The sequence below is a fragment of the Bradyrhizobium murdochi genome (assembly GCF_000472965.1).
GTDB classification, from domain to species: domain Bacteria; phylum Pseudomonadota; class Alphaproteobacteria; order Rhizobiales; family Xanthobacteraceae; genus Bradyrhizobium; species Bradyrhizobium murdochi.
The window spans coordinates 1-2604 of the sequence record NZ_AXAU01000068.1; the positions used below are offsets into that span (position 1 = coordinate 1).

A 2604-nucleotide genomic window follows, 5' to 3' on the forward strand; every position below is an offset into this window, starting at 1 on the left:
CGGAAAATTCTGGAAAGTGAAGCTACGCGAATGCTTCCCGAAGTGAGGTTATCCGGCGCCGCGGATCATCGGCGATGCACATGCGTCAACTGGTTGCGGTAATCTGTCCGTGAGGGGCTTCGACGATCGTGCGGGCGATCGCCAGCCCCATACCCATGCCATGCGTACGTGCCAGCTTCGACCGGGTTTGGAATCTCGGCGATGCCGTCCTCGCGCAGCAGCGCCCTGGTCGACCGCGAGCTTGACGCCGGCAGGCAGCAGGCGGATAAGAAATTTCACCAAAGGTCGAAATATCATTTGGTCTCTCGCGGCTATTCCTTTTGTTCTATGCAAGTCATTGATCGCATAAGGTCACTATGATGCATCCCATTTCAGAGGAGCTCAAGCCGCAAGGGCGATGAGAGCTGAACTCGCGGAAGCCTCCCCTTAGCCGACTTTGAAATCGAGCACTTTGTGAAGCTCGTCAAGGTACAGAAAGAAGCCACCGACCTGCGCAAGTCTTGAGCGCGAGAACAGACGCGCCGTGGGACCACGCCGCATTTGCACTCTAACGATATTGCAATAACAAGAAAGGGTAGTTGCCATCCCATCGATTGTCTGGCTTTCTAATTAAATGAAGTATGACGAAGTTGCGTTAAGAAGCCTCGACTGGCTAGTGTTGGTAACATTGGAGCTCGTCTTGTTTGGCCACGATATTGCGGCAAGTAAGCTGTACCCGCTTGATGTAGACCGTGCTTTCAAGGTGCTGGATCGGATCTGGATCTGCCTCATATTGATAGGTCGTGCGCCACAGGCAGTGAGAGGGGCTTTTTTAACGATTGAAATTGAGTCACCTACGCGTATGTGAACGGTGGGGCTAGGAAGCTAGCGGGTACTCCGATGGATTCCGCCTTCGGCCAGTTTGGAAAAGCAACGGAACACTTGATTGTGCCGAACGAAGGACATTACGATGCAGTTTCTTGAATTCGTCACCAGGTCGGAAGAGCAGGTCATATTGGCCGATCAACTTGGAGTGTTTCCGAGCAAGTCCTGGATGAGAAAGCGCGACGTTGGCTTTCCGATTTTAACAATCCCGAGCAGGTGTTCATCAACGATGACGCCCGATGCCGATCGTGACGTCGAGAACGACAGGCGTATCAAGGAATGGCTTCTGAGCTAGGAGTCCTACTTCGTTGAAAGGCGAGTCCTCGCCGTGGTCCTCTTATCCTGGTGTGATTCCCTCCACACTGCAGACAATGCACTACAGCTGAGGAGAAGCAGCGCATGATGGTTCAGACAGTAACAGGGCCGATCCCAGTCGAGAGCCTCGGACGCACACTAATGCACGAGCATCTGTTCATCGCTTTTCCCGGTGCTTGGTTCGATCCGCTCGCCAAATTCTGCCGTGCGGGATTAATCGAGGAGGCGGTTCGGCGCCTGGTACAACTGCGCACAGAGCATAACGTGCGCACATTCGTAGATCCCTGTCCAATCGAACTCGGCCGCGACGTCGCCCTAATGAAGGAGATTTCCGAAACATCCGGCATGCAGGTGATTTGTACCACGGGATTTTATTACGAGGAAAGGGGGGTGCCGTTCTACTGGCGCGCCCGCGCCGTCGATGAGATTGCCGAGCTTTACATCCGCGAGATCACCCACGGCATCGGCGACACCGGTGTGAAGGCCGGCGCTCTCAAGGTGGCGACGAGCGCTCCCGTTGTCACTAATCAGGAGAAGAAGTTCCTGGCCGCTGCCTGTATCGCACAGAAGGCGACGGGCGTGCCTATCATCACCCACACTACAGAGGGCTGCGCCGGGTCGGAACAGCAGCAGCTGTTCGCGGTCGGCGGCGTTGCCGCCCATCGCTGCCTGATTGGCCATTGCTGCATCAACCCCGATCACGCTTACCATCGGCGCGTCGTGGACGGTGGCTCTTACATCGGGTTCGATCAAATCGGGATGGAGCACGTCCAACGGGACGACGTTCGCGCCGATAGTGTGGCGCAGCTCGTGCGCGATGGCTTTGGTGCGCAGATCATGATGAGCATGGACCGCCTCTGCGGCTATCTCGGCAAGCCGACGACGCGCCAACTAACCTCCGAAGAGATGGCCAAGATCGAACGCCTGAAGTCACGGGGACTCTGGCAACCGCACACCTACATGTTCACCGATTTTATCCCGATGCTGCGCGCACGCGGCGTCAGCCAGACGGACATCGTCTCAATCTTGGAGGACAACCCTCGACGGTTCTTTGCCGGTGAAGTTCTGCCGGAGAAGGCGGCAAGATAAGTATCCCCGGCAAAGCCGGGGGCTTTAGGAATTGGGCCGCTCAAAGCGGCCGTGGGCGCACTAACGCGTCTCCGATTTTATTGGCGGCCTAAAGACGGCTTTGGTGCCACATATTCGGTTGGTCGAGCCGAGCATCCTCGGCCTCGTGCTTGTGGAGGTGGCTCACGAGTCGTGAGTTTCGTCAGTGCACTGAAAAGGACACCGATTGTGGGATCACTGGACGTGTCCTCCTGCCTAGCTTTGACCTGCCACTGAGTATTTCCGCCAGAAGGAGTTAGAGTCCGCCCCGAAGAGGACGGACAATGAAGCGAGCAAGGTTCACTGAAGAGCAGATTA

General features: G+C 56.2%; 2 protein-coding genes. Both read left to right on the forward strand.

The window, feature by feature from the left end:
- Positions 1-949 precede the first annotated feature (949 nt).
- Positions 950-1159 carry a hypothetical protein gene (locus YUO_RS0137630; RefSeq protein WP_028351709.1) on the forward strand — a complete coding sequence of 70 codons (210 nt, stop codon included), beginning with the start codon at positions 950-952 and terminating at the stop codon, positions 1157-1159.
- 104 nt (positions 1160-1263) lie between these two features.
- Entirely contained in the window at positions 1264-2268 is a 1005-nt protein-coding gene (locus YUO_RS43405; protein ID WP_063830357.1) for a phosphotriesterase family protein, read from the forward strand.
- Positions 2269-2604: the final 336 nt, after the last annotated feature.